Source organism: Maribacter thermophilus (genome assembly GCF_001020565.1).
GTDB lineage: Bacteria > Bacteroidota > Bacteroidia > Flavobacteriales > Flavobacteriaceae > Maribacter > Maribacter thermophilus.
In genome coordinates this window covers 2,048,179-2,069,318 of the sequence record NZ_LDAS01000001.1, presented here as the reverse complement: position 1 = coordinate 2,069,318, position 21,140 = coordinate 2,048,179, and the positions used below count along the sequence as shown (strand labels likewise).

Genomic DNA, 21,140 nt, shown 5'->3' with positions numbered 1-21,140 from the left:
AATAAAAAAGCAGCAAAAGCATGAAGCCTTTGCTGCACAGGATAACAACTTGATAAATCAACCTGTTTCCTAAAATTATTAAAGAAAAAATTTGTTTTTTGACACAGTACCTAAGTGCAGTGCGAAGGTACGCCATCTTCGAGGCAGTGGGCGAGTAGGCACGCTGGCCTGTTTCCGTCTCTGCACGTAGCTAAAGCTTTTGGTTTTGCTTTTTCTTTTTTGTCCAAAGCTAATTTTGAATATTTCGCTGACGCATAATTTTCAATTTAGCGACATCATGAATATACACAGAACTTGGCGTTTAAAACCTGAGCCCGTATTGTTTGTGAGTTTTGTTGTGGCAAGTTTTAATTCACGAACAGGAGAGGAAATGCAAACAAAGCATTATTTAATATATGTAAACCAATAGAAAAAATAATCCCCGATTCGAGACGTGCAAGGCTAAAAATAAATCCGCTTGACAAATGAGGTAGAGCTAGAATTGGAAAATAAAGTAAGGTCGAAAGATTCAATTCGTAATTCGTGATATGTAAAGCCGAAAAACTAATTAATAGAGTACAGAATACGGTCAATCTGTTATTTTTCCGGTATTCAGTTAATTCTTCTAGGATTTGTTTTTTTAATATAACTAATAAAATTGTAGTTGTTAGTACAGCACTAATAAGAGAAATGGTCCAATCAAGTTTAAATAATAATTTCAGGACGAAATAAGTTAAACCAGCGCACATCAGAATAAAGTTCCATTTTGTAAATTTTAAACTATTTCTAAACGTTAACTCCTCAAAAATTGGAAATAATAAGGCTAAAATTAAGAACTGATAGATTCCAGATTAGCTGTCCATTTCGAAGTTTTGAGAGACAGTCGGAACATCAATTAATTTTGCTATGGTTAAAAATGAAATTTTGAAAAGGAATAATATTAAAAATAACTTAATTGAAAATAACAAAGACTGCTTTAAAGTCCTTTTCTTTCTTTCAAGAAAACCAGATTTGGCTAATTTCAATAATTGTCTAAATATATTCAAAAAATCTCCTTTTTAAAATTTGCTACAACGTTCTTGTGTAAGGATAGTTGCGTGTTTCAGCAACTAACTTACTGAAAATGGAACGAACCTGAGGAAAATACGCGAGTATTTTTTTGTAAATATTTGAAAAACAATTGGTTAGTTAATAGCGGTGTTGGCAACAGTATCTTGTTTGGGATATTTTACTCTTTCTCCTTTTGATATAAAAACTAAAGAATCAAAATGCCTGAACCAATTGGTTTTATTGTTTGCAAGATTAAACATTCCCTCATATTTCATTTCAGAATATTCTGGGTTTTCATTTATTATTTTTTTCGAGTCAACAAAATAATTTTTTTCTGTCGAGGGTAAAAAATGAAGTAAATTTTTTTTGTCATTTCTGGATTTTTCTATCCATTTATGTTTTCTGTAAGGCATATTTATTGACGAAATTGCAATATGGTACGAGATATCGGGGTTTAATTCTACAAATTGACCTCCCATTGTTTCCCCACGCATAAAATCATATTTATATTTAGCCATATGTGCATTAGCTAACCAAACAATAAACTTTTTTTCAGGCATTGTTTTAATTAGAAAATCTAGGTTACTTGCCATTTGGCTGTCTCTAATTGGAATTCCTTTTTTACTGCTTTTATGTGTTGAATTTATAAGAATGTCGCTTTTATAGCTTATTAAGAATTGAGTCCAAAGCTTGTCTTTTTTGACTTTGTCATTTTCTAATAATTCATCTACATCACTAACTAATTTTCCCAGTTTTGATTTTCCTAATACTTTGTTCGCCTTTCTTCTGTTCTTAATATAGTTTTCTGTTAAATCGATAAAGTTTTCGTTGATATTTATAGCGTTTTCTTTTAAAAATTCAGTTAGTTTGATTGTGAAATTATTCCATGTATATCCAGAACCCATTTGATTGTCAAATCCCCAAATAGTTACGTTATGCTCATTTAAAAATTCAAATAGGTTTTTACATTGAACAGATTGAGACCAAAATGAGTATAGGTTCATTTTATTATGGTCAAAATAAAGCCCGAAAAAATCGGCTTCAAAAGCAATATCTTTATATGCTTTTTCTAATACTAAATATTTAACAAATTCAGTTTTGGCTAAAAAGTCGGACCCAACATGATGTCCCGATTCTCCCAAAAAAACAACTTTTTTGTTTGTTAAATTCGTGTCTAAAATTTCTTTGACCTCTTTTGTCAGCAAATTTTCCAACGAGTTCAATTCGTGAATACTCTTCTCGATTTGAGCTAAAATAGAATTTAGACCAAAGACTATAAAAAGTATTACTGTCGTTTTTTTCATATTGTAGCCAATAGTTGTTTACTGCATATATTTCGCAATAAAAGAGCCTTCACTTTCAGTTATTTGAACGCTATATGGCATTCCATCGTGGAAAGTTTCAAAACCATAAAAACCTTCATCAAAAAATGTAAGATTGTAGATCCCTTGGGTTTGAAGAAAATCTGCCTCTTTAAAAGCACTTGAAATTTTAGAAAACAGTTCGTTTTTTTCAAGTTTTATGAAGTTAAATTGCTTCTTTTCTACATTGTATATAACAAAAGGGGAATACGTAAAATATTCACAAAATTCAAAACCCTGAGCTGGTTTTATATTTTGTAGATAATCTTGCGATTTTGAGGTTTCAAAAAAAATCAGCGAACTATTTTCTCTCTTTGGTTGCTCTTTAAATTCTTCTAATTTAAAAAGAACATTTCCTTTAACAATGTATTCAGTATCATCAAGAACAATTTTGACAAATCTGTAACCATTACAATTTTCGTCTATTTTGCCATTGTTATAGTAATTTCGAGATTTTCCAATAGTTTTTACAAAAGTCCCTGTTTTAATATTTTTAACAACCTTTAATTGGTCATTAAAAAGTTCTACATTTTCTCCTATTAAAACAGCACTTTCATTTTCGTCTTCAAATTTTAGGGATAAATGAGTCAATTCATTAGTAGACTTATGTTCTTTAAATTTAACAGAGTCGTTTTCTTGGCCAAACAATAAGACCGATATTAATAAACAGGTTGCCGTTATTTTAGTTTTCATCGTTGCTTATAATTTTTGGTAACAGACTGTGTATGAAACATAGCGTGTAAAAAGATATTAACTTTTCGGATAAACACAAGGCCGAATTATTATGTTTTGCTTTTTCTTTTTTTGTCCAAAGCTAATTTTGAATATTTCGCTGACGCATAATTTTCAATTTAGCGACATCATGAATATACACAGACCTATCCGTTTTGCCCTAAAGTCCGCATTGCGTTTAGGTTTGGTTGTACACATTATTTTTTAATTGAAATGCATAACTACGCTATAATATTCGTCTTTCAATTTCATAAAAGTCCCTCCAGCATCTAAATTATCCGTTACATCTTTCCAAGACACCTCTTTTCCTGCTTCTTTTTCTTTATCTAGTTTGTAATAGTAAACATTGGCTATTAAAAGTGCTCCAAGAGCATTAAAGGCATTCTTTAAATTAGCTTCTCTAAAATGTGATACTCTTTGATGTTTAATTTTGTTATTCGCTTTCCACCAAAGAGGATTTTCACCCTTATTATGCCAATTTAGCCAAGGTGTACTTCTCATACCATACCTAGAAATAAAGACTTCTTCGTTAATTAGTCCATCTAATTTTTCTTTTATAACATCTCCATATTCATTAATGTTATCCGCTTTCTTATTTCCTAATAATTTGCAGATGCCTTTCATTATAACATCCACTTCTTGAGATGCAGACATAATAATTCTGGCTAATTCAATAGAGAATGTATTGTTGTTTTCTTCTGAAAATTCAATATATCTAGAAATATGCTCAAAGTCTGTCTCTATTGCTAGATAATAGTTCCAATGGATTTTAGTTTTTTCATAGTGTATTCCCATAATTTCAAAAATATTTTAGTGGAGATTTACAATATTGTACAACAATTGTGTAAACGTACCATGGTACGTATATTCTTTTTTTAGGTGTAATGTATTCAATATCAACAAAAACAAATGTTTCATACGGTTTAAAGGTGTATATGTGTACGGCCTTTGAACAATCAGGAATTTAAACCAAATTAAAATAATTTAAAAGAAAAGTATTACAGAAAAGCGTAATATTTATTACAACATACCTTGCTTAGGGTATTTGCCATAAAGTGTAATATAGTTGGGCCGGGCGTTGTTACTTTTGTTCCAAAGCTATACTACCAGATTCGGCGATGTTTTAAATAAGTGCCCTTTAAGGGTTTTAGGGCATTGGTCATTACCCGGTAAACGGGCCTTTTGTTGTAGTGGTGTGTGGTGGTAAAAAAGAGTCGGCAATGGCAATTGTTTTGCTTGTTTCGTTTATCGGAAACGGCATTGCTTTTTTCGTTTAAGGCATTATGGCGTTTTGGGCATTTTTAAAAAGTTCAGATATTCTTTCACTGTTTTGTCATAAGCTTTGTCGTGCAGCACATTTTTGCCTTTTATATTCTTGTGAAATTGTGCCAAAGCAAGGTCGGAGAACGCGGTGGCCTTTTCTATGTGGTGCAGCGATACATGAATTTCCTTTAAAAAATTCATGTAGTTGATTTGACTATAAACATCGTATTTATTGAACAATTTTACATCCCCTCGCTTAAAATCCTCCGGTTCAATATCTAAAAAGGCATCGGGGAAGTTGTTGAACCGATTAAAAAAAAGAGTGCCATGGCCGGCTATGGCTTCCCATAGGGTATGCATCTGTTGTGTATTAAAGTCTTTGGTGTCTTTTAAAGGCCAATGATAAGAAGAGCTGGTTACCTTCTCTGGTGTCAGTGCCACCAGAAATAGCTGTTTGTGGGTGTGCATCGCCTTACCCTTTGGAGAATTTGAGAACTTAAAATCGGAATAAACGGATAGGTTACAGCTAAAGTGGTCTTGTTTTAACGAGCGTCTTACCTCGATACATTTGATCAGGTTGGGAACATCGTTTTTATAGAAGACAGGGCTTGTACCCGACCATTTTTCGCTTTTAAGCGTATCTTTTAGATGGTTGTTTACCTCAGTATTAAATTTGATTATATCGTTCATCTTTTTCTGTGTTAATTAAAATACCGGCCACTTAAAATATGGGTTGTTGTAATCCGATTCTATAGAACCGACATTGACCCCACTTTTTTCGGTCATTAAACTCAGGGTACTCCATAAGGGTTTTTACAACAATCCCCTATGTATTACAGGGATGTTTACCTTTATTTTTCAACGTACCTATAAACACAATATTACCTGTGCTGCTTTTCTTTGGACAGCTCCACTTTCTCGGATTTTATGATCATTAGTTGGTGCAAGGGTATATTTTTAAATGATTTGGTTTCTGAATCGGGATCCCGATAACTCCCCATGATCAGTTCGTACGCTGTTCCGTCCACCGTAAATTTGGTATTGCGTATAAGCCCGGTACTCCACGAAATTTCTAGAGTATCTTGCTTCCCTGTTACCAAGAAGTAAAAGGTTTGTCTTTTCCACTTTGCATTGTTGGGTCCCTGTACTTTTTTATGTTGGGTATGTACAAGGGTAAAGTCTGGAAACCTAAGTTCTTTGTTCGGTTCAAAATCGATGACCGTTTGGTATTGGTGTATTTGTTGGTTTTTCATGACATTGTTCTTGTCGGTTACATGGCAAGCCTTGTTCAGTAAAGAGCAGAGAATGACTATTTGTATCATAAAAGAAGGCATAGGGCTCAGTACGGTTCTGATCATACGTTCTAAATTTAATACTCTTTTTTCAAGTGTCAGGTGAACTGCCGCTATGATTCGTAGTGGCCCGCCCCTTATCTTATTCCAATTCTTTTTTCTGTTTCATCATCAAGGGGGTACACTTTTTCAATGGGCAATAACCTTTTTGCCTCTTTATATTTTCCCGCCTTTCGTAAGGCATTTATTTTTTTTACCAAAGGGGTCAAGTCGATAATCTCGCTGATCCATTCGTTATTGTACGCTTCTATTAAAAACCTGCTGATTCCGACCTGAATGGTTCTTTCTTGTAACTTTCCTCCTTTTAAGGTTCTTTCGGGGTCCCATTGTATGTGCACTTTCGCCTCTTTAAACTTTTGTTCCCATTCATGGCCACTCGAATATACATGCTTGTCGGGGTCGGTTAACACGCCCATAGACAAAGCTTTGTCCCAGTAGGGTCTTTTGATCTTGATTCCGAGAATATAATCTTGGTTAGATTTGTTTCCCCAGTTGCTTCTTTCCATCAACCAAAGAAAAGAAGGTTTGATCCAGGTCATCCTGTTAAAGGAAAACGGCTTTTCAAACTTATTGTTTTTGATGGCCGGCAAAGCAATACCTTTATTGTATGCTTGGTATACCGTAATGGTCTCACTGTCGAACGCAGCTCTTATTTCTTGATATCTCATCTACGATTTTCTTTTCAATGGCCTACGTGCCCAACGAATACTGTGTTTTAAAGTGTATGAATTTATTCATAAATAAGGAATTGGACGTGCCGGCCCATTGTTTTTTTGCCATCGGGATCTTTTACCCGATCATGGGGTTACAAAACACATTTTTAATAGACCCGGCCGGTCGTAACCATAGCTTTTTATTTCTGGTATGACCCCGAAATCTAACTCAAATTCCTTTTTTTCTATGGTCTCTACCGTTAAGGTGTAGTATATATCGGCCTCTAGATCTTTTGGAATACGGTTCAACATTTTGATCATAGGTTGTAACGGAGCCTTTAATTCCTTAAAATCGTAGTACTCCACGGCAATATTTTCGTTTTTTAAATGCGTCAAGATATTTTTTGCGATCTTGGCCGACTCGGAAAGTGTCCTGTTGGCAGAAAGTGGGGGTAGACCAATACTTTCCCTAACTATATTCACCGCAGTCAAATTTTTGGGCAGTTCTGGTTGTATTGCCATCTGTTCCAAAATAGGTTGCAGCACATCTATTACAAGTTTAGAGGCATCAAAACTTTTACCTATGTTATATGCTTCGTCATAAATAAGGTCCGCCAGCTCATCAGAGCCAAATAGGGCCTCTTCATCAAATCTGAAACTAATTGCATCAGATGTAACGCTTAATTCTCCAGAAGGGGTCTTATCGACCTTAATGGTGATGCCTTCGTTTATTTTGGCGGCAAACTTTTTAGCTTTTGTTTCGTTTTTCCACGGAACGCTCCAAACTCCCATAATTTTTACTTTTTAATTGATTTTTGATTATGTTTTTACAACGTATTTGTAGGGAAATAGTTGTGTGCTTTAACATTTAATTTTGGTAATAAGTGGTTAAAAGAAAGATGGTTAGGGTTGGTATAAATGGGCTTAAACCTTGTGGTTGGTAGCGTACAGGTTTGTGTTTGGTTATTGTTTAATGGTGATGCAAGGGAAGAGGGCAACTGCGCCGATCATGGTTGTAGTGAGGTAACGTGCTGTTATGTGTTGCCAAGGAAAATAGAAGGTAAATGTCATAAAAAAAGGCCCAAAGAATCTGTCTTTTTTTATTCTTTATGTCTGTTATACTTGTGTTTTTGTCCGAAGAATGAAGTTGTTGGTCTTTTAGCACAGTTCTTTGAGGTGCGAAGCTTTATTCTGTTTTCAGATGCTGCTTGAAATAGACGAAATGGTATTCGATGGATTTTGCCCAATATTCATTGTTGTGTTCCCCGGGTGCGATGGAAAACCGTATGGGCAGTTTTTTGGACAGGGCCAATTTCTTGATCTTTAAAGTGTTTGGAAGTAAAGGGTCTTCTGTGCCACAGTCGATAAAAAAACCTTTGGTAAAGTCCTTGTTCCTTTCAAGTAAGGACGAGATGCTAAACTTGTTCCAGTCATTTTTTTTGTGGTTTCCCAGTGTCATTTCCAAATCGTTCGTCATTCGTTCACTTTCGAAGAATTTTAAACTGATTTCCTTGAAGTTTTCGTGGTCAATCTCCAGAGCTCCGCTTGTAGAAGCGGCCGTATTGAAAAAGTCGGGATGTTTTATGAATAAACTTAAGGCACCGTAACCCCCCATACTGAGCCCGGTGATAAAAACATTTTTGTTGTCGATATTATATTTTTTGTCCATTTTTGGAACAAGTTCTTTGAAGAAAAAATCTTCATATTTAAAGTCCTTCATAATTGGGCTGTTCATATAATAATTGACAAAACCTTCTGGACATACCAAAATCATTTGGTAGTCGGTCGCGAGCTTTTTCAAATCGGTCGTTTTGTTCCATTGCCCATAATTTTCACTATATCCGTGTAGCATAAAAACCAAGGGATAACTTTTTGAAGATTGGTAATCTTTTGGTTCTTGCACCAGGACAGGAACATTTTGTTTAAGCTTATCTGACGTTATATTGAAAATTTTTTGGGCGAAAAGCGATTGTGATAAAACCATGCACATTGTAACTGTTACTATGTTTTTCATTTTTTGTATTTTTCTGTCAAAGGTCTCCAAAGACTTTTTTTGAAACAATGACTAACAAAATTGTTGGTCGATAAATTATCGGTTATGAGAAAACAACAGTCTACAAATTATGTGAACGAGCAGTTTCTGTTTCAAGTTTGTGAGTTGAATTCGGCCATTGCCATGATAAGTGGTCGTTGGAAGTCCCAGATTGTTTATTCCATTTCACAGGGCAACAATCGGTTTCATTTATTATTGCAAGAATTGCCGAATATTTCGGAAACCGTTTTGGCAAGACAACTGAAGGAATTGGAAACCCATGCCCTTTTGGTAAAAAAGGAAATCCCCGATACCGTTCCCATGGGAATTGAATACGTTTTGACCAATAAGGGGCTGGATCTGGTCCCTATTTTAAAAAGTCTTTGTGACTGGGGAAAAGAGTATGCAAACGGCAAGGAAATTTCTACTGGCCCTGTTTCTTAGATTTATCCGTAACCAAGGTTTTTATTGTGGCTTGTAACGGCTATAAAATACTTTGCGTTCTGCCGCAACCCATGCGGATGGGCATAACTTTGCACTAGGTGTTGCATCCACCATGGCTATACATGTTAGTTAGGAGTAATTGCGTATTTCGGTCGTTGGCAACAATCTCGAATCTTCCAATGCGGCTGTTCTGTGCCCTGCTTTTTTTAGGTATTCCGGATTTTTGGCAAATTCCATAAACTTTAAAACGGATTCATGTTCCACCAACAACACCGCGTCCCATTTTTCAGAGGAGGGTCCGATCAGAAAGTTTTGGCTCTTCCCAAAATAGATGATGCGACTTCCGGCCTTCTCCAATTGAGGTAATGTACCTTTCAAATACAGTTGGTAGGCTTCTTCTCCGCTCATTTCCTTTGTGGGTCTTAATTCATCAAGGTTTGTGTAGTCGGCTATCGGCTTGAACTTTAGCAAGTTCAGCATTACAACCTTTCCTTTGTCATGGAAGTTTATATAAAACTCTTTTCCAGCTTCAGGGCTTGCGTCAATGTATTTCTTCATACCAACTTAAATTACAAATGGTTCTTTTAAATTAGACGAAACAAACTTGTATATGTCATTTATCTTTAAAAGATATGAATTATATATATTGTACCTGCATTATTTATTTTTAATCCGTTTTTATAATTCAGTTCATCCTCACAAAAACTTACAAGTTCAGATTCACAGTTTAATAAAAACTTGTTTTTTAATATTCGCCCGTTGTATTTTAAACGTCTTTGGTTAGATTCGCATTACATTATTGTTATAACCAGAAAGAACAAAAGAGAGAATTAAGAAAGCATTTGTTCGTTTTTTTACCTCGGTTCTTTGTTGTGCTTTCGTTATTTTTTTTCTTTCAGTTCAGATTCAATTAAATTCATTATCTCGTTTGAGTAATCTAACATTTTGGCATACAAGTTTAATCTATTGATTTCAACACCTGTTTTCATTGTGAGTGGGTGTAATATATTTGAATTTTGATATAATTCTGAAATTATTTTATTCTGTAACTCGATATTTACTTCAGCCTTGCTTAAGCCATCAAATTGTCTAGTTCTATCATCTACAAATAGTGTTCCAATTGATCTGAATTCATTATGTAGTGTATTTAATAAATTCATGGATAACGTTTCATCTTCAAATCCTTGATTTATTTCTGCGGAAAATAAAGCTAATTTTGATTTAAGGGTTTCGCTTTTCAATATTTTTAAATCTCCACTTCCGATCATGGCCTGATAACTTCCCAAGACGGGTTCGGCCCTATAATAATTAAAGGCTCCGTAGTAGATAAATACACCAATGGAATCTCTCTTGTATTGTACATCTTTTCTTTCCAAACATTCTATAAGTGATTTACAATTGTCAATAACAAAGGTCTGTTTATCGACTATGTCCGAATATATTTTTTTGTTCTCTATAAAGTCTTTTTGTAGCGTTTTGAGTATTAATACCTCACTCTTTTCTTCTTTTTGTTTTTCATTCCAATCGTTGATATATAACGCAATTAAAATTCCAAGAACCACAAGCACAATTTCGCCAATGGCATAAATCAAATACTTACTGAATTTATTTTCAGAGAGTAGTTTTTGCCTAATTTTTCTAAAGAATTTTATCATTGGTTAGCGGTTGGTTTTAATGCAGCGCAACAATGAGGCCATGCCCAGTGCATAGGATCGACATCTGCGACGGCAGCGCGGGAGTTGGCACGCCGGCAAGTTTTCGTCTGCGCATATAGCTAAAGCTTGTTGTTTTGCTTTTTCCTTTTAATGTTTTAAGCTAACATTGAATATTTGGCTGTGGCGTAATTTTCAATATAGCGACTTTATAAATATACACAGACCTTTCGGTTTGGCCCAAAAGCCCAAATTGTTTATGGGTTTTGTGGTGCGCAGTATTTCTCGCCATTAATTAATGTCCACTGTCAATTAAGGCTCTTTTGTGTGCAGCTGATAAAAGCCTATAAAACTTTTCGTCCCTATCTTTAAACCTTTCAAGTTCGCTGGGCACGTTTTTATATTGAGGGTGAATCTCATTAAAAAAGAAGTAGAAAAAAGACTCAATTTCTTCATCCGTATATTTCTTCAATAGTTCATAGGCCAAGTCGGTTTTTTTTAGAACAATGGGTCTTAAATTGTGCTGAAAGTAATTAACCGCATCGGCATCCCAATAACCATCAATGGAAATATTTATCCATTTTTTCATTTGTTGACTTTCTGATATACTATCTATTGCGAAAAAAGCCTCTACGTATTCAAATCCATCGTAAAGGGGGGCTTCTTTTCCATTTTCAAATCCGAACATTTTTAAAAAGTCCTCAAATGAATCGGGAAACAATTCGAAGTATTTTTTTTGGGTCTTTAAACTCTTGTCCTTTTTTAGTTCCATTAGCGCATTTTTCAACTCTATGGATTCTACAGACTGTCCGTTTACTTGGCAAAGAAGTAAAATAAATATGATAGCTATTGTATTTTTCATATTGGGTATAGCGGTTTGGCTAAAGGTATGGCGTTTGGGTATTGTTACCAATACAATAGTTGTCTACTGCATATATTTTGCAATAAAAGAGCCTTCACTTTCAGTTATTTGAACGCTATATGGCATTGCATCGTGAAAAGTTTCAAAACCATAAAAACCTTCATCAAAAAATGTAAGATTGTAGACCCCTTTGGTTTGAAGAAAATCTGCCTCTTTAAAATCACTTGAAATTTTAGAGAACAGTTCATTTTTTTCAAGTTTTATCAAATTAAATTGTTCTTTTTTTACATTGTATATAACAAAAGGAGAATACGTAAAGTATTCACAAAATTCAAAACCCTGAGCTGGTTTTATATTTTGTAGGTAATCTTGCGATTTTGAGGTTTCAAAAAAAATTAGCGCACTATTTTCTCTCTTTGGTTGCTCTTTAAATTTTTCTAATTTAAAAATAACATTTCCTTTCACAATGTATTCAGTATTTTCATGAACAATTTTAACGAACCTGTAACCATTACAATTTTCGTCTATTTTTCCATTGTTATAGTAATTTCGAGATTTTTCAATAGTTTTTACAAAAGTCCCTGTTTCAATCGTTTTAACGACCTTTAATTCGTCATTAAAAAGCTCTATGTTTTCTCCTATTAAAACAGCACTTTCATTTTCATCTTCAAATTTTAGGGATAAATGAGTCAATTCATTAGTAGACTCATGTTCTTTAAATTTTACCGAGTCGTTTTCTTGGCCAAATAGTAAGACTGATATTAATAAACAGGTTACGGTTATTTTAGTTTTCATCGTTGTTTATAATTTTTGGTAACGGTTTAGCTATGCGTAGTTGCGTGGTTTAGCACTTAACTTTGCAAGTATACACCATACTGAAAATCTGCGAGGATTTTCGTAGGTAGGCGAGAACCAGGCAATTAACTATATACCACAAGTTTGATCCTCATTAATTTGTTGGTGTAGCCAGAAAGAACAAAAGAGAGTATTAAGGAAGAATTTACTTGTTTTTTACCTCGGTTCTTTGTTCGGGCACGTTATTCTGTTCCTAATGGCTTAATATTTTCAGTTTGAAATTTGTTTTTCAGTTTAGTCAATTCCTCTATTTCAGATGATATTTTAGTGTCGGTTAATCGTTTGTTCCATCTTAAATATAATTCCTTAATTGCAAAATAATTAATATCACTTTCTTTTTTTCTTGTAATAGCCATAATTGGATAATAGGCGTGAACTACATTGCAAAAATATTGTCCAATAGTTTTAAATCCAGTTTCATCATCTGCTATTTTTGAATTGAAGGCCATTGCTATAGTATTCATTCTGTGGGCCAAAATGGCCATTTTGTCCACTTTATCACTGTCATTTATTCCACTAACTTTTAAGTAGTTTTTCAATTTAGTCTCACCAAAACCAATCAATTCATCATACGTAAATTTTTTAAGGTTTTCTTTATAGAACTCCATTTTGTATTTATTTTCTTCCCTGAATTTCATTAATTCTAATTCTATTGGCTGTATGTTCTCTTGAATATATTTATCTTGAGCAATAGCTAATTTAATAGCATCTCTTTGTGAATTTATAACTAAACTTTGTTTTGTCTGTTTAATATTTATCCAAGATATTTTTATTTGATAGATTCCTATAATTAGAGTTATAAGTAATAAAGGTCCACTTAAGAAATACAAATTTTCTATGATTGATTTAGTTGTATCAAATAATTCCATATTTTGTTTTTTAATGTGCCGCAACGGTCGCAGCTATGGCAAGTAGGGCGGTACACCGTCTACAACAGCAGCGGGCGAGTTGGCGCGCTGGCCAGTTTCCGTCTGCGCACGAAGCTAAAGCTTTTGGTTTTGCTTTTTCTTTTTTTGTCCAAAGCTAAATCCCAAAGATTTAGCGACTTCATAAATATACCCAAACATTGGTTTAAGCACCAAAGCCCGTATTGTTTATAGGTTGTGTTGGGCACAGTTATTTTTTTGCGTCAACCTCGTAAATATCATAAATTTTCCCAATTCCGTCAAAGCTGACAATAATATTTTTTCCTCTCTTTTTTGGCTTTATATATTTATATTTTAGGTTGGATATTTGGGTATAATTTAAGTTTCTCTTATCTAAAGAGTTTTTAAGAGGCTTTAATTTTACAATTTTTCCTGTTTTACCTATTGCTGATTCAATGAATTCGGTTTTTTCGCCTTCATAGATGTAAGGAGATAGATATTCTTCTGATTTTTTTAATTCATCATTTTCAATTCCTCTTAAAAAGTCAAGTAGGTTTCGGTTTAAAGCTTGTTCTGATAATTGATTTTCAGTTTTTGAATTATCAATAATATCAAGCGTAATCTTAAATATTCCAGTATATGTTGACAATTCTCCCTTTTCATATAATGATGAAATGTCAGTATCCAATTTAACACTTATATTATTGTCAACTTTCCAAATAAGTGTTTTAATTAAACCTCTTTTAATTTGACCATGATCTGACGTCCCAACATATGTCTCCTCAATTGAGTTGTCAATTCCTTTTCCAAATTTCTTTTCAATTGATGATTTAATATCGTAATATTTATTTTTGAATGATTTTTGAATAATTATTTTTTTTGTATCTAAAATACTGTTTGAATATTTAGTATTCCATAAAAACCGGATTGATATAATAGATGAATCTAATTTATCGTATGTGTAGATTGCCTCGTAATCTTTAGTTGCTAGTTCATTTTTATAAAATTTAATGATATGCCTTTCGCCTATTGACGCTAAATTGTTTGATGAATTAACACACACCTCAGAACCTTCTTTTTTTTCCATATTTATGTACTCGGCTATTTTAACGTTGGAGATGTTGAAATTAAAATCTTGAGTAATTCCTTTGATGGATATGAAAAATGTAAGAATAAGTAGAAGGTTTCTCATGGTCTAAAATTTTAATACTGATTATTGTTATTTTGTGTTAATATATTGAGTTTGGAACGTTTTGTTTAATTCTGACTAACGTCAATTTAAAATGTTGATATTCAGTCTTTTGTAAAATTATAATAATCGACCGAATTCCCTTGGTTTTCAGCTCTATTTCTTGATGTTAGCTTAAGAAATTAATAGCGTTTCTTTATGTAGGGAATTGTGCCCAACGGTCTTGGCTAAGGTTCGTTGCTGTGATTCGTCCGAAGGACAATATAGCCGAACCTAAAGATAGCTTTTTGCGCAGGATTTCCGTTTAGGAAATCCGCAAGCAATGAATTATAGCCAATGTTAGCACATGTTAATTTTGACAATTCCCATTTAAGATTTCTTGCTGTGAAGGGTTGTAGGCATTTTCAGAAACCTCATAGCTACCCGTAAACCCAGTTTTTATAAGGGTGTCGATTCCGCAGAAATCTACAAGTTCTGTATTTTGGATGACCGTCAAGCTCTCACCCAAAGAAATAAGTTTAACTAGACCGTCTAGCGATGTAAGAGCGCCATTATTGTTTATTTCAAGATTGGAGCCGATAGATTCAAGTTCGCCAAAACCATTGAAACTCGATAATGAGTTATTGTTTTCAATAACTAAAAAAAGCTGTATTGTTTTTAGGCTACTAAACCCATTAATAGTGTTCAATGTGCTATTATCAGAAATTGATAGTCCAGTGGAAAATTCTAAATTGTTAAAGGAATTTATTTCTGATAATTTGTCATTGTTTCTTATGGCAATGTCAAATCCTACTGATATCAAATTGTTTAGTCCATCGACATTAACCAATTCATCATTATTGAAGATGAGTAGTAAGTTTCCAATTTCAGTCAAATTGCTTAACCCGTCGAGATTTGAAAGAGCACTATTCTGAACTACTCTCAATCCTTCACCAATAGTCCTCAAATTATTCAAACCATCAATGTTGTCAAAAGCCTTATTGGAAGATAGAAATAGCTCTCCCCCTATAACTTCAAGATTTCTCAAGCCCTCCAAACTATTAAGCGCATCATTGGCGTGTAATGTGAGATTTCCTCCAACTGAATTTATTGTACTTAACCCTTCTAAATTAGAAATGGAGGTCGTGGAGGCAACATTAATATTTCCAATTTCAACATTGCCAGTTATTTCTGTATAGCCTTGATTGCCAAAATCATCGATTTCCTCTTGAATTAGAAAAACAATATCACCATCGAAAATTTTTGCTTCAACTTCAGAGGTTGTAAAACTTCTTTCTTCGCCATAGGAAGTACCTACGCTGTTAGTGGCATAGGATCTGAGAAAATAAGTAGTGTTGGCAGTTAACCCTTCAATTACGCTGGTGAATTCACCTATACCATTGCCATCTTGAGTCCTATCATTTTGAATTGTTGGATTTTGATTAAGGCTCCAACAAACCCCACGCGCAATTATTGAAACACCGCCATCATCCGAAATATTGCCGCCACTCAATGCCGAATTTTGAGTTATTTCTTGAACCAACGATGTGGTCAAAGAGGGGAGATTGGGCTCATCCATTATTTCTTCTGCACCTGAGTCATTTGTACTACAGTTGAGAAGGAACAAGGAAAGTATTATAGGTAAGTGTATGTTTCTCATAAATTTTCTTATAGATTAATATGTGCTAACGGTCTTGTATATGAAAAGTAGCGGGTTTTTAGCACTAACTTTTCAGATTATAATAGACCTTTAATTTGTTCATTTTCTTTTGATTAAGTGATTATACCGCTATTTTTTATATACGACTTAAGTTTGATTCTCATTAAATTGATGGTATAAACCAGAAAGAACAAAAGAGAGAATTAAGGTTATGTTATACGGTGAAGCTTTAGACTTCGACAACATTGGTAATCCTCTCTCTTTTACTACTTAGACCACGTTCAGTTCTGTGAGACCTTGGATCTCGTTTTCAAGTTGTTGTGTGCCCAAGTAGCCGGTTCTTTCACAAAACATTTCCTATGAATAAATATAAAGAAACTTTCGGAGTCGACATCAGTAAAGCGGTCTTTGATGTGCACGGCAGTAGCAAAGGTCACGACCGTTATGGGAACGATGGGCCCGGGTTCAAGAAATTCCTTGGGCACTTGCCCGAAGGTTCATTGGTAGTCATGGAAGCTACCGGTTACTATCATTATAGGCTCGCACAGTTTCTTTACAAAAATGGAGTAATGGTCTCAGTGGTAAACCCGTTGTCCGTCAAGCGTTTTATCCAAATGAAGCTGGCCAAGGTAAAGACCGATAAGAGCGACGCAAAGGCTATCTGTGACTATGCCCTGGTCAACGAGGTACCTATTTATAATGCCTTGACGGATATCCAGAGCGAATGTTTACAGTTGTTCCGGTTATTGGATATCTATTTAAAACAACGTACCGCGACCAAAAACAAGATACACGGAGAAGCTGTTCTGGGGGGTGCCCTCAAAGTTTGTTTATCGTTCCTTGATACGTAACAAGAAGCAACTCAATAAAGAGGTAGCCGCTATCGAGTCAAAGATTCTATCATTGGTGAGAGAGGATCAACAAGAGCAATTGACCTTGTTGACATCGATACCTGGTATAGGTCAAAAGACTGCATTGTTCCTAATAGTGGTCACCGATGGGTTCAACAAATTCGAAACGGCAGCACAGCTTTGTAGTTATGTAGGTATAACCCCCACGATACGGGAATCGGGGAGCAGTGTAAGAGGTCGTTCGAGAATAAGTAAGGTCGGCAATAGAAAGCTTCGTAATCTACTGTTTCTATGTTCTTTCAATGCCTGTAAACATAACAAGGCATGCAAAGAGGTATATGAGCGAATCGTGAACAAGGGCAAGAGCAAGAAACTGGCATTGATTGCTGTAGCTAACAAACTATTGAAGCAGTCCTTTGCCATTGCAAAATCTGGCAGGCCGTACGATGAATCGTATGTTTCTGTATTGCCTAGATAAATAGAAGATGAATCGAATAAAAAAAGCCCGAAGAAACTGATTTTAGAATCTATGGGCCTAGAATAATATTGTCTCAGATTAAAGAAGAATTTACTTGTTTTTTACCTCAGTTCTTTGTTGTGTGGCGTTTTTTCTATTTTTCTAATTATTAATTTTTTCATACAGCCAAATCATCAGTTCTAATTTTTTTAGAATCGTTCTCATTTTGTTGCAATAATGCAAATCCAAAAGTTAGAACTCCAACTCGTCCAATAAACATTAAAATAATAATCAATATTTTCCCAACGTTAGTTAAATCTCCTGTAATTCCTGTACTTAATCCAACTGTTCCTAAAGCGGATGCTACTTCAAATAATATGCTGTCAAAAGAAAAGTTTTCAAAGTAAGAAAGTAAAAATGAAAACAAGAAAATTAAACTTGTGTAAAGCATAAAAGTTGATGTGGCAACGTATATTCTTTCAAAAGGAATAAGTCTGTTTAAAAATGTGATTTTTTTCTGACCAAACAATCGACTTTTTAATATCGATAGCATTGCCGTCAATGTCGTTATTTTCATTCCTCCTGCTGTTCCTGAAGGCGAAGCTCCAATATACATAAGAAAGGTTATAAGCAATAATATTGGCAAGGATAATTCACCGATAGGTATTGTGTTAAACCCAACTGTTGTCATAGCTGACATTGCTTGGAAGAAAGAGGTCATAAGTGAACTATTCGAACCGAGAATAGAGGATGATTCTGTTGTGTAAATGAGTAAAGTTCCTAAAAAAAGTAAAAACAAAAACCCATAAATAATGATTTTAGTTGTGAACGAAATTTCTTTTGATTTACCCCTAATTCGATACCACAAATCTGTAATTACAATAAAACCCAAAGAACCAGAAATTGCTAATACAGAAATAATTGTGTTTATAAAAGTATTGTCTTGATAGCTTTCGAAACCATCATTAAACAATCCAAAACCAGCTGTACAAAACGATGAAATACTATGAAAAATTGAAAACCAAATTGCTTTTAAACTCCCCATTCCAGAATTGGTAAAGGCAAAGTAGAAAAGTATAGCTCCAATAGTTTCCATTATTAGGGTAAAAACAATAACGCTTTTGATAAAATCTTTTATCTGAATTGTATTAGGTAATGTAAATTCCGTTCCTATTAATTTACTATGCCAATGTGTTATTTTTTTGGTAGTAAATAATAAATAGTATGTCGTTAGCGTCATATATCCAATTCCGCCAATTTGTATTAAAGCCATAATAACAAATTGACCGAAAAAATTATAGGAATCGAAAACGCTTATTGTCACAAGTCCAGTAGTTGAAATAGCAGAAGTTGAAATAAATAAATTATCTAAAAAAGAAATGTCGGTTTTGTGAAAGAAAGGAATAGACAGTAAAATAAATCCAATTAGCGTATACAAAAAGAATCCCCAAACTAAATTCATTTGAGGTGATTTACTAATTTGGAATTTTCGGTACCAATTAGATATTTTCTTGTATGTTTTATTTTCCATTCTTTGTATTTCGGTTTTTTTAATGACACACAACGGACTTGTGTATGAAACGTAGCGTGCAAAAAGACACTAACTTTTTGGATTAACACAGAGCCGAATTTTTATTGTTTTTAATTTTTCTCTTTTAAAAGCCAAATTAAAAATTTGGCGGTCTTTGTAAATAATCACAATCCCTACGGTTTTACACTTATTAGCTATGTTTTATACACCGTGTTGTGCGTTCGTTTTCATTCAGACTATGTTTTTCAATTCCTTTTTTTCAAGTAAATCAATCAGTTCGTTAAAATTGTTACAAACCTTTTTTATATTTTCAAATTCAGGTTCTGTTCCGTGAACTATTTCTCCATATTTTTCCTTTTCCAAACTAATGGCTAAAAATTGATATTCATCTTTTACTGACAGAATAATTGGAATATGGTGATTCCAAAATCCAGTAATAACCTTTAATTCTTCATTATCATCTTCGCTCCATTCCAAACTCAACAATTCAAATTCGTTCCATTTAAATTCACTTTCTGAATTTCCATTAAACTCTTTAATTAAGTTAAACCAAGCTGTATCATTTTCATTCGTTATTTCTTCAAAATTCTTAAGAAACGTCAGATATTCAATCGGCAAATTATTATACCGTTTTAATAAACTCTTTGGGATTTCCAATTCAGTGGAGTTATTTTTAATCTTAAATCCAGCTTTTATTAATTTTTCTTGATTCATTTTTTCAATTCAGAACGATTTTTTTTAATGACGCACAACGGTTTGTGTATGAAACGTAGCGTGTAAAAAGATGCTGACTTTTCGGATTAACACAGAGCCGAATTTTTATGTTTTGTTTTTACTTTTTTATTTTAAAAGCCAAATTTAAAAATTTGGCGGTCTTTGTAAATAATCACAGACCTTTCGGTTAAGCACTTACTAGCTATGTTTTATACACTTTGTTAGGGTGCGTTTTTTTTCTCCGCAATTCTTTTTATATATTTTATTCGTTGAATATGTCCATTTCTAGAGGCTTCACTTCTTGTTAAATCGACAGACCGTTCAAAAGTGTGAGGTAAGGGACTAATTGCGTTATTTTTAACTTGAATACCTGTAACTATTGGATTATGTGTACAGTAGTGAGTCTTTTTAAAATTTATTTTCAAACCACGATTGCGCAGTTCCTCCAATATTTGAGGTGTCCTATCTTTAAAATCAACTGGACTTGAGATTGTTATATCATCTACATAGACTGAAACTTTTAATCCGTCATTTTTATATTTTTCAAACAAGTCGCCACAACTATGAAAAACAACCAATGAAGCTAAAAATGAAGAAGTCGGACAACCTTGGGGAATAGCTCCTTCTTTAGTTGAAATACGAGTTATCAGTTTTGCGATATCTGGGTAAAAGCCTTCTTTTCTTAAAGCAGTTTCAACAGTCGTGAAATGAACAGACGGGTAGAAGTCTTTTAAATCGGTAAGGAAGAAATACTTGTTTCCTTGATGATAACGTGCGTTTAAAACCGCATCTTTTTTCTTTAAGCCTCCAAAAAAATATTCAGGTAGTTTAAGTTTATACAAGACATTATTCAATAATCTAGATTGAACAAATTTTAATTTGTTGACAGGAGCGTTTATTGGTCTTGTTAAAGGTTTTCCATTTTCAAATCTTGGTTGTCCTTTTTCATCTGTTTTAGGTTCATCCCAATTTCTGTAAAATTTACTTTCGTTTAAGTCAAGAGAGGAAGATAATTTTAGAAGTAAACTTTTATCTATTTTTAAAGCATAAGCTAAATCTTTTACTCTTTTCTTCATTTCAAAAAGTTATGAAATGAAAACATCACTTATTAGACCTTTGATAGAAGGTTCTAACATTCTGAAAGCTTCTTGCTTAGACTCGGCTATATCTTCTTTATCAAGAGAAAAGAATACCAATACAGGCATTGGTATAGCAAGAGCGTTAGCAATTTGCTTTAGAATACTTAATGTAGGTTCTTTTCTGCCTTTTTCAATTGAAGAAAGGTAAGATTGTGACAAACCACATTCGACAGCAAAATCAGTTTGCTTGAAACCTTTTTGCTGTCTTAAATCTTTTATGGCATTACCTATATTCATATCAATATTTGATTTAAAAAAAAATGAGAAGTGGGGAATTAGAATAACCCAGAGATATCGTCAATTCCGAAGAATTTCAAAAATCTTAGAAGTAGGGAGAGAACTTTCAAAATTTGGTCCGGACTGTTGTCCTTTTCATTGTTTGATATCTCTTCCAACTCTACTAGAATTGCTTCTAGCAAAGCTTTATCCTCTTCCGAGAACGCGTACCCGCTCTTTGCGAGTAGTGACCTCACTCCGTTCTGGAGTTGGTCAACTCTTTGTTTGTGTTTCATACTATAT

The 21,140-nt window shown here is 33.8% G+C and carries 21 protein-coding genes and 1 pseudogene; 2 read left to right on the top strand and 20 right to left on the bottom strand.

The genetic code is table 11. From position 1 onward, the window contains the following. Positions 1-1,163: 1,163 nt before the first annotated feature. The 8 genes from AB657_RS09005 to AB657_RS08970 form a co-directional block, all read right to left on the bottom strand. On the bottom strand, positions 1,164-2,333 hold the full coding sequence (locus tag AB657_RS09005; RefSeq protein WP_047246190.1) for an erythromycin esterase family protein: 1,170 nt from the start codon (positions 2,331-2,333) through the stop codon (positions 1,164-1,166). Between the two features lie 18 nt (positions 2,334-2,351). After that, entirely contained in the window at positions 2,352-3,083 is a 732-nt protein-coding gene (locus AB657_RS09000) for a hypothetical protein (protein ID WP_047246189.1), read from the bottom strand. Between the two features lie 243 nt (positions 3,084-3,326). After that, the gene (locus tag AB657_RS08995; protein ID WP_047246188.1) at positions 3,327-3,917 is read right to left on the bottom strand and encodes a hypothetical protein; all 591 of its coding nucleotides are present in this window, start codon (positions 3,915-3,917) and stop codon (positions 3,327-3,329) included. 486 nt (positions 3,918-4,403) lie between these two features. Then, on the bottom strand, positions 4,404-5,075 hold the full coding sequence (locus AB657_RS08990; RefSeq protein ID WP_047246187.1) for a hypothetical protein: 672 nt from the start codon (positions 5,073-5,075) through the stop codon (positions 4,404-4,406). A gap of 191 nt (positions 5,076-5,266) precedes the next feature. Continuing rightward, on the bottom strand, positions 5,267-5,743 hold the full coding sequence (locus AB657_RS08985) for a hypothetical protein (RefSeq protein ID WP_157491643.1): 477 nt from the start codon (positions 5,741-5,743) through the stop codon (positions 5,267-5,269). A gap of 71 nt (positions 5,744-5,814) precedes the next feature. Further along, the gene (locus tag AB657_RS08980; protein WP_047246185.1) at positions 5,815-6,405 is read right to left on the bottom strand and encodes a DUF4291 domain-containing protein; all 591 of its coding nucleotides are present in this window, start codon (positions 6,403-6,405) and stop codon (positions 5,815-5,817) included. A gap of 129 nt (positions 6,406-6,534) precedes the next feature. Then, on the bottom strand, positions 6,535-7,182 hold the full coding sequence (locus AB657_RS08975) for a CAP domain-containing protein (RefSeq protein WP_047246184.1): 648 nt from the start codon (positions 7,180-7,182) through the stop codon (positions 6,535-6,537). Positions 7,183-7,576: 394 nt separating this feature from the next. Beyond that, positions 7,577-8,404 (bottom strand): alpha/beta hydrolase, encoded by an 828-nt coding sequence (locus AB657_RS08970; protein ID WP_047247896.1) that lies wholly within the window; start codon positions 8,402-8,404, stop codon positions 7,577-7,579. Between the two features lie 84 nt (positions 8,405-8,488). Here AB657_RS08970 and AB657_RS08965 point away from each other — a divergent pair, with 84 nt between their 5' ends. Further along, positions 8,489-8,866 (top strand): winged helix-turn-helix transcriptional regulator, encoded by a 378-nt coding sequence (locus tag AB657_RS08965; RefSeq protein ID WP_047247895.1) that lies wholly within the window; start codon positions 8,489-8,491, stop codon positions 8,864-8,866. A 129-nt stretch (positions 8,867-8,995) separates the two neighbouring features. Here the strand turns inward: AB657_RS08965 and AB657_RS08960 are convergent, their stop codons facing one another. The 7 genes from AB657_RS08960 to AB657_RS08930 all read right to left on the bottom strand — a co-directional run bounded on the left by AB657_RS08960 (position 8,996) and on the right by AB657_RS08930 (position 15,929). Continuing rightward, on the bottom strand, positions 8,996-9,424 hold the full coding sequence (locus AB657_RS08960) for a DUF1330 domain-containing protein (protein ID WP_047246183.1): 429 nt from the start codon (positions 9,422-9,424) through the stop codon (positions 8,996-8,998). Between the two features lie 323 nt (positions 9,425-9,747). Continuing rightward, the gene (locus AB657_RS08955; protein WP_047246182.1) at positions 9,748-10,521 is read right to left on the bottom strand and encodes a DUF6090 family protein; all 774 of its coding nucleotides are present in this window, start codon (positions 10,519-10,521) and stop codon (positions 9,748-9,750) included. Between the two features lie 292 nt (positions 10,522-10,813). Continuing rightward, on the bottom strand, positions 10,814-11,380 hold the full coding sequence (locus tag AB657_RS08950; protein WP_047246181.1) for a hypothetical protein: 567 nt from the start codon (positions 11,378-11,380) through the stop codon (positions 10,814-10,816). A gap of 63 nt (positions 11,381-11,443) precedes the next feature. Continuing rightward, the gene (locus AB657_RS08945) at positions 11,444-12,175 is read right to left on the bottom strand and encodes a hypothetical protein (RefSeq protein WP_047246180.1); all 732 of its coding nucleotides are present in this window, start codon (positions 12,173-12,175) and stop codon (positions 11,444-11,446) included. Between the two features lie 242 nt (positions 12,176-12,417). Continuing rightward, complete coding sequence (locus AB657_RS08940) at positions 12,418-13,104, bottom strand: hypothetical protein (RefSeq protein ID WP_047246179.1); 687 nt, start codon at positions 13,102-13,104, stop codon at positions 12,418-12,420. Between the two features lie 247 nt (positions 13,105-13,351). Then, on the bottom strand, positions 13,352-14,293 hold the full coding sequence (locus AB657_RS08935) for a hypothetical protein (RefSeq protein WP_047246178.1): 942 nt from the start codon (positions 14,291-14,293) through the stop codon (positions 13,352-13,354). Positions 14,294-14,639: 346 nt separating this feature from the next. Further along, positions 14,640-15,929 carry a hypothetical protein gene (locus tag AB657_RS08930; RefSeq protein WP_047246177.1) on the bottom strand — a complete coding sequence of 430 codons (1,290 nt, stop codon included), beginning with the start codon at positions 15,927-15,929 and terminating at the stop codon, positions 14,640-14,642. Positions 15,930-16,288: 359 nt separating this feature from the next. Here AB657_RS08930 and AB657_RS08925 point away from each other — a divergent pair. Continuing rightward, a pseudogene (locus AB657_RS08925) lies at positions 16,289-17,258 on the top strand (IS110 family transposase). 157 nt (positions 17,259-17,415) lie between these two features. Here AB657_RS08925 and AB657_RS08920 read toward each other — a convergent pair. The 5 genes from AB657_RS08920 to AB657_RS08900 form a co-directional block, all read right to left on the bottom strand. Then, the gene (locus AB657_RS08920; RefSeq protein WP_047247894.1) at positions 17,416-18,768 is read right to left on the bottom strand and encodes a TrkH family potassium uptake protein; all 1,353 of its coding nucleotides are present in this window, start codon (positions 18,766-18,768) and stop codon (positions 17,416-17,418) included. Between the two features lie 231 nt (positions 18,769-18,999). Further along, positions 19,000-19,482, bottom strand: coding sequence for an SMI1/KNR4 family protein (locus AB657_RS08915; protein ID WP_052958663.1), 483 nt, complete (start codon positions 19,480-19,482; stop codon positions 19,000-19,002). A 221-nt stretch (positions 19,483-19,703) separates the two neighbouring features. Then, positions 19,704-20,558 (bottom strand): reverse transcriptase family protein, encoded by an 855-nt coding sequence (locus AB657_RS17655; protein ID WP_052503510.1) that lies wholly within the window; start codon positions 20,556-20,558, stop codon positions 19,704-19,706. A 9-nt stretch (positions 20,559-20,567) separates the two neighbouring features. Next, positions 20,568-20,858, bottom strand: a complete 291-nt coding sequence (locus AB657_RS08905) for a helix-turn-helix domain-containing protein (protein WP_052958662.1) — start codon at positions 20,856-20,858, stop codon at positions 20,568-20,570. 38 nt (positions 20,859-20,896) lie between these two features. Then, positions 20,897-21,094: a hypothetical protein gene (locus tag AB657_RS08900; RefSeq protein WP_157491641.1), complete on the bottom strand. Its 198-nt coding sequence runs from the start codon at positions 21,092-21,094 to the stop codon at positions 20,897-20,899. Positions 21,095-21,140: the final 46 nt, after the last annotated feature.

Excerpts from the sequence above, each read along its gene's own strand:
- AB657_RS09005 (WP_047246190.1), bottom strand. The coding sequence starts at position 2,333 with ATGAAAAAAACGACAGTAATACTTTTTATAGTCTTTGGTCTAAATTCT.
- AB657_RS09000 (WP_047246189.1), bottom strand. The coding sequence starts at position 3,083 with ATGAAAACTAAAATAACGGCAACCTGTTTATTAATATCGGTCTTATTG.
- AB657_RS08995 (WP_047246188.1), bottom strand. The coding sequence starts at position 3,917 with ATGGGAATACACTATGAAAAAACTAAAATCCATTGGAACTATTATCTA.
- AB657_RS08990 (WP_047246187.1), bottom strand. The coding sequence starts at position 5,075 with ATGAACGATATAATCAAATTTAATACTGAGGTAAACAACCATCTAAAA.
- AB657_RS08985 (WP_157491643.1), bottom strand. The coding sequence starts at position 5,743 with ATGATCAGAACCGTACTGAGCCCTATGCCTTCTTTTATGATACAAATA.
- AB657_RS08980 (WP_047246185.1), bottom strand. The coding sequence starts at position 6,405 with ATGAGATATCAAGAAATAAGAGCTGCGTTCGACAGTGAGACCATTACG.
- AB657_RS08975 (WP_047246184.1), bottom strand. The coding sequence starts at position 7,182 with ATGGGAGTTTGGAGCGTTCCGTGGAAAAACGAAACAAAAGCTAAAAAG.
- AB657_RS08970 (WP_047247896.1), bottom strand. The coding sequence starts at position 8,404 with ATGAAAAACATAGTAACAGTTACAATGTGCATGGTTTTATCACAATCG.
- AB657_RS08965 (WP_047247895.1), top strand. The coding sequence starts at position 8,489 with ATGAGAAAACAACAGTCTACAAATTATGTGAACGAGCAGTTTCTGTTT.
- AB657_RS08960 (WP_047246183.1), bottom strand. The coding sequence starts at position 9,424 with ATGAAGAAATACATTGACGCAAGCCCTGAAGCTGGAAAAGAGTTTTAT.
- AB657_RS08955 (WP_047246182.1), bottom strand. The coding sequence starts at position 10,521 with ATGATAAAATTCTTTAGAAAAATTAGGCAAAAACTACTCTCTGAAAAT.
- AB657_RS08950 (WP_047246181.1), bottom strand. The coding sequence starts at position 11,380 with ATGAAAAATACAATAGCTATCATATTTATTTTACTTCTTTGCCAAGTA.
- AB657_RS08945 (WP_047246180.1), bottom strand. The coding sequence starts at position 12,175 with ATGAAAACTAAAATAACCGTAACCTGTTTATTAATATCAGTCTTACTA.
- AB657_RS08940 (WP_047246179.1), bottom strand. The coding sequence starts at position 13,104 with ATGGAATTATTTGATACAACTAAATCAATCATAGAAAATTTGTATTTC.
- AB657_RS08935 (WP_047246178.1), bottom strand. The coding sequence starts at position 14,293 with ATGAGAAACCTTCTACTTATTCTTACATTTTTCATATCCATCAAAGGA.
- AB657_RS08930 (WP_047246177.1), bottom strand. The coding sequence starts at position 15,929 with ATGAGAAACATACACTTACCTATAATACTTTCCTTGTTCCTTCTCAAC.
- AB657_RS08920 (WP_047247894.1), bottom strand. The coding sequence starts at position 18,768 with ATGGAAAATAAAACATACAAGAAAATATCTAATTGGTACCGAAAATTC.
- AB657_RS08915 (WP_052958663.1), bottom strand. The coding sequence starts at position 19,482 with ATGAATCAAGAAAAATTAATAAAAGCTGGATTTAAGATTAAAAATAAC.
- AB657_RS17655 (WP_052503510.1), bottom strand. The coding sequence starts at position 20,558 with ATGAAGAAAAGAGTAAAAGATTTAGCTTATGCTTTAAAAATAGATAAA.
- AB657_RS08905 (WP_052958662.1), bottom strand. The coding sequence starts at position 20,858 with ATGAATATAGGTAATGCCATAAAAGATTTAAGACAGCAAAAAGGTTTC.